Source organism: Streptomyces xiaopingdaonensis (assembly GCF_000262345.1).
Lineage (GTDB): Bacteria > Actinomycetota > Actinomycetes > Streptomycetales > Streptomycetaceae > Streptomyces > Streptomyces xiaopingdaonensis.
In genome coordinates, this window is record NZ_AJTQ01000106.1 from 1 (window position 1) to 5,272 (window position 5,272).

Genomic DNA, 5,272 nt, shown 5'->3' on the forward strand with positions numbered 1-5,272 from the left:
TCCTTCACGGTGGAGGGCCTGGCGAGCAGACGGGACCAACGGCGCAGGTGAGCCTTGGTGAGTCCGCCGGACCAGTGCAGTTGTTTCGACGCGACAGCCCAGTGGACGACGGCCGCGGCAGTCGCGGCGGCCGTGCCCGCACCGGGCGTGGCCGTCAGCAGGACGAGGACGAGGAAGTAGAACGTGTACTGGTGCATGACCTCGCGAGCAGCTTCGCGGTCCAGCGCCGCCGCGGCCCGCCCGGCCGCGGCGACGACCAGCGCGGACACCGCGACGAGCGGCAGCAGCACCGTCACCGTCCAGGGCAGCGCCCCGCGTACGGCGAAGAGCAGCAGCAGGACGAACGGCGTGCCGATCATGGCGTACACGGCCGCGCCGCGCCGCAGCGCGACCAACCGCAGCCAGAGGCTTGAGTAGTTGAGCCGCCTGTCCCCCGCCACGTCGGTGATGTCCTTGATCCCGGACAGGCCGAGGCTGAACGCCGCCAGCACCGCGGCTGCCGGCAGCACCGGCGACAGGAGGGTGTCGGTGGCCGCGTGCACCGCCCATCCGGTCAGCAGCGGAGTGACGAGGGGCGCGGTGAGCGCGAGGAGCGAGAGGACTCGGTGCCGCTTGAAGGCGGGGCCGACCGAGTAGCCGACGGCTACCCCGATGTCGACGAGCAGGATCGCGACGAGTTCCGCACCGGGATGCACCCATACCAGCGCCGCGCCGACGAGGACGAACACGATCCAGGAGGCGACCGTCACCCGGAGCAGCCTGTCCCACCCGAACTCTTCGCAGAGCGCGGTGCGTTCGGGCCGGTTGACGGCGTCCGCCTCCTGGTCGGCGATCCGGTTGAGCGCCTCCGTACCGAGGCAGTACGCGAGCCACATCGGTACGCCGAGCAGCGCCCACCCGGGGGTGAGCCGGCCGTTGGCCGCGAGGCCCGCGGTGAAGCCCACCCAGTAGTAGGCGGTGAACCGGACGCTGCAACTGCGCAGCAGGAGCAATACGGATCCGGCCGCTGACGGTCTTCGGCCGGACCCGCCCGCCCTACGCACGGCGCCGCTCGGCCACGAGCGGAAGTGCGGCGGGGCCGCGAAGTCCCATGCCGGGCTTGTACACCGGCGGGTCCTCGACCATCGAGAGCCGGCTGAAGCGCTCGGTGAGGCCGCGCAGCACCTCCTTGGCCATCAGGTTGGCGAGTGGCGCGCCCAGGCAGTAGTGCACCCCCCGGCCGAAGGAGAGGTGTGCGGGGCCCTCCCGTCCGGTGTCGAAGGTGTCCGGTTCCGGGAAGGCCCGTTCGTCGCGGTTGGCGGAGGCCACCAGCAGGATCACCGCGTTCCCGGGCTCGATGGTCGTGCCGTGCAGCTCCACCGGCTCCAGCGCGATCCGGCCCACCTGGTGCGCCGGTGGCTCCAGTCGCATGATCTCGTCGAGGACGGCGTCCGTGGCCTCCGGGTGCGCGGCGAGGTGCGTGAACGCGTCCGGCTGCCTGGAGAAGACGACGGCGGCGTTGCCCACCAGGTTGGAGAAGGTCTCCTGCGCCGCCACCACCAGCAGGACACAGGTGGCGGCGATCTCCTGCGTCGTCAGGACGCTGTCCTCGTCCCGTGCGCGGACGAGTTGGGAGATCAGGTCGTCGCCCGAACCCCGGGTGCCGGCCAGCTCCAGGAAGTAGCCGGTGCACTCCGCGACGGCCTTCCGCCGGGCCTGGGCCGCCTCGGGCGGCAGCTCGACGTCGAGGTCGAGGAGTCCGGCGATCTCGGTCGACCAGGCGGTGAAGCGGGCGTGGTCCTCCGCCGGGATGCCGAGCATGTCGCCGAGCACCCGGATCGGCATGGGCCCGGCCAGCCGTTCCATCAGGTCGAACCGGTCGGGCAGGTCCGCCAGCAGCTCGTCCACGACGGCGGTTACGGAGGGGCCCAGCTTCTTGATCGTCGCCGGGGTGAACGCCTGTGAGACGAGCCCGCGCAGGCGGGTGTGCTCCGGGGGGTCGGTGAGCATGAAGAGCTTGGCGTCGAAGTCGTCCAGACCCAGCCCCAGGAACGGCGGCGCTTCGTCGCCCGCCTGCCCCATCACCTGCTCGAAGAACTGCGAGTTGGCGAAGTCCTTGCCCATGCGCCGGTCGCGCAGCAGGGATTCGCAGTCCTCGTAGCGGCTCACCAGGAAGGCGCCCAACGGGCCGCGCAGCAGCGGGAATTCGTCCCGGAGCGTTCGGTAGGCCGGGAACGGGTCCGCCTGGAACGCCGGGTCGGCCGGGTCGAAGGCGGGGACGCCGTCCCCCGTGCCTTCGCCATTCCTGGTTTCGCTCATCTCAAGTTCCCCCTTGCAACGTCGAGTTGGGCTCCGTCGGCCGACGGGCCTGCGCGCACTGGTTGAGGGAAACAGTTGGTTAACTCTCCGTCAACCATGAGTGAGTGCTTCAAGTAACCGCCCACGCACGGGAGTTGGCTCCGTGTACATTTCGTGTGGGCACGCCGGGCTCCCCGCTCGTCGTCCGCAACTGGACCCGTTCGAGGAGTGAGCGTGACCGGCAAAGCCAGGAGCCCCTGGGTAGCGCTGAGCGCGCTGTGTCTCGGCTTCTTCATGATCATGGTGGACACCACGATCGTGAACATCGCCGTCCCGGTCATCCTCGACGACCTCGACGCCGGCCTCGACGACGTCCTGTGGGTGGCCAACGCCTACGTCCTCACGTACGCGGCGCTGCTCATCACCGCGGGACGGTTGGGCGACCTCTTCGGGCAGAAGCGCGTCTACCTGGCGGGACTGGTGGTCTTCGCCGCCGCGTCCGCCTGGTGCGGACTCGCCGACGACGTCGGCCCGCTGATCGCCGCCCGGGCGGTCCAGGGCCTCGGCGCCGCACTCCTCACCCCGCAGACCACCGCGTTCATCGCCCTCCTCTTCCCACGGGAAAGGCGCGGCGCCGCTTACGGGATGTGGAGCGGCGTGGCCGGACTCGGCACCATCACGGGGCCTCTGCTCGGCGGGGTCGTCGTCACCCGGTACGGATGGGAGTGGCTGTTCTTCCTCAACGTGCCCGTCGGCGTGGTCTGTCTGGTGCTGGTCGCGGTGCTCGTTCCCGGGCACGCGGCGAGGCGGCGCAGAGGGCTGGACCTCCCCGGCATCGCGCTCGTCTCCGCCGGGCTCTTCGCGTTGGCCTTCGGGTTGGTGGAGGGCGAACGCTACGGGTGGGGCACCGTCGTCGGGCCCGTGACGATCCCCGGGGTGCTGGTGGCCGCCCTGGTCCTCCTCGGCCTGTTCGCGTGGCAGCAGTGGCGCAGCCGGGACCCGCTGATACCCGCCGCCCTGCTCCGCCACCGCAACTTCGTCCTGTCCAACGTGGTGGTGGTGCTCGTCATGACCTCCATGGCGGGCAGCCTGCTGCTGCTGACGCTCTACCTGCAGACGGCACTCGGCCTCTCCCCCCTGCGGGCGGGGCTCACGACCGCGCCTCTGTCGGCGGCGTTCGGGCTGGTCGGCATCTTCGCCGGGAGACGCTCCGACGCACACAACAGCAAGTCGCTGCTGCTCTTCGGCCTCGTGGTGTACACCGCCGGACTTGCGGCCACGGCGTGGGTCGCGCGTCCCGAGGTGTCGCCCTGGTCGCTGACGGGCCCCATGCTGGTCTGCGGCGTCGGTCTTGGCTGCGTGTTCGCGCCCATGTCCAACCTCGCGCTGGGCCAGCTCGACCGATCCCTCGCCGGCGCTGCGTCGGGCGTGTACAACACGACCCGGCAGGTGGGAAACGTCCTCGGCAACGCCGCCTTCGGCGCCCTGCTGCAGGCCCTCTTCACCAGTCGCGCGGGGCGGCTCGGCCCGGAGGCGGCCGAGCGGCTTCCCGCAGGGGCACGGGAGACGTTCACCGACGAGGTCGACCGCACGGCCTCCGGCGGGGTGGAGGCCACGACCACGGCGGGCGCGGACGTCACCGGCGAACTGCCCACCCGTACCGCGGAAAGGTTCCAGGACTCGCTCACCGGCGTCCTCACCCAGGGGCTGAGCGAGGCACTGCGGCTCTCCATGCTGGGCGCCGCCGCTCTCGCCGCCTGCGCGGCGGTGTGCTGCCTCGCGCTGCGTCGGGGGACTTCGGGGGCGGGGTAGGCGGGGGTTCGTCGGCGCTCCACGGGCAGTCCGCCGGGCGGAAGTTGCCCGTCTCGGACCCGTACGCAACGACGTCCTGTCCGCAGCGTGCCTCCCAGGCCGCCGGAACGGTCTCCGGCGACCTGGGAGGTCGGCGGCGTCAGGCGAGCGTGCGGATGAGCTTCTTGTTGACGAACTCGTCGATGCCGTGGCGGCCGAGTTCACGGCCGAAGCCGGAACGCTTGACGCCGCCGAACGGCAGCTCGGCACTCTCGGCCTGGACGCCGTTGACGAACACCATGCCCGCCTCGATCCCGTCCGCCACCCTGGCGGCCTGCTCCGGGTCCGTGGTGAAGACGTAGGAGCCGAGACCGAACGGAGTGTCGTTGGCGAGCGCGAGCGCCTCCTTCTCCGACCCCGCCCTGAACACCATGGCGACCGGGCCGAAGAGCTCCTGGCGGTAGACGTCGTTCCCGGCGGTGACGCCGGTGAGGACCCCGGTCGGGAAGTAGGCGCCCTGGCGTCTCCCCGAGCTGGTCAGGCGGGCGCCCTGCTCGACGGCCGACCGCACTTGTGCCTCCAACCGCTCGGCCGCGGCCACCGAGGACAGCGGGCTGATGCCCTCGGCGTTCGCGAGCAGGGCATCGGTGAACTTGGCGAGGAACGGCTCGTACAGCTCCTCGGCGATGATGAAGCGCTTCGCGGCGTTGCAGACCTGGCCCGTGTTGTCGAGGCGGGCGGCCACCGCCTTCTCGACGGTGCGGTCGAGGTCGTCGGTGGAGAGCAGGACGAACGGGTCGGACCCGCCCAGTTCGAGGACGACCTTCTTCAGGTTGCGCCCGGCGACTTCGGCGACGGCCGCTCCGGCGGCCTCCGAGCCTGTGAGGGACACCCCGGCCACCCGCGGGTCCGCGATCAGCGTCGCCACCTGCTCGTCGGTGGCGTGGATGTTGACGTACGCACCGCGTGGAAACCCGGCGTCGTCGAAGATCCGCTGCAGCGCCGCGGACGAATCCGGGCACTGCGGGGCGTGTTTGAGCAGGATCGTGTTGCCGGCGCACAGGTTCGGGCCGGCGAACCGGGCCACCTGATAACTGGGGAAGTTCCACGGCATGATGCCGAGCAGTACGCCGAACGGCGACCGCCTGACGACGGCGTCGCCCGTGCCGTCGAGCGGCTCGACGGGTTCGTCGGCGAGCAGCTT

General features: G+C 71.1%; 4 protein-coding genes. 1 reads left to right on the top strand and 3 read right to left on the bottom strand.

Annotation, left to right across the window (positions count from 1 at the left end; all coding sequences use genetic code 11):
* A partial coding sequence (locus UWG_RS29695) for a UbiA family prenyltransferase (RefSeq protein WP_033196033.1) occupies window positions 1-992 on the bottom strand: 992 nt, incomplete at its 3' end.
* A gap of 43 nt (window positions 993-1,035) precedes the next feature.
* Complete coding sequence (locus tag UWG_RS29700; RefSeq protein ID WP_016906746.1) at window positions 1,036-2,298, bottom strand: cytochrome P450; 1,263 nt, start codon at window positions 2,296-2,298, stop codon at window positions 1,036-1,038.
* 213 nt (window positions 2,299-2,511) lie between these two features.
* Between UWG_RS29700 and UWG_RS0108345 the strand changes: the two genes are divergently transcribed.
* Entirely contained in the window at window positions 2,512-4,089 is a 1,578-nt protein-coding gene (locus UWG_RS0108345; protein WP_016906747.1) for an MFS transporter, read from the top strand.
* 139 nt (window positions 4,090-4,228) lie between these two features.
* Here UWG_RS0108345 and UWG_RS0108350 read toward each other — a convergent pair.
* A partial coding sequence (locus tag UWG_RS0108350; RefSeq protein ID WP_016906748.1) for an aldehyde dehydrogenase family protein occupies window positions 4,229-5,272 on the bottom strand: 1,044 nt, incomplete at its 5' end.

Coding starts and splice junctions, on each gene's coding strand:
- UWG_RS29700 (WP_016906746.1), bottom strand. CDS start 2,298: ATGAGCGAAACCAGGAATGGCGAAGGCACGGGGGACGGCGTCCCCGCC.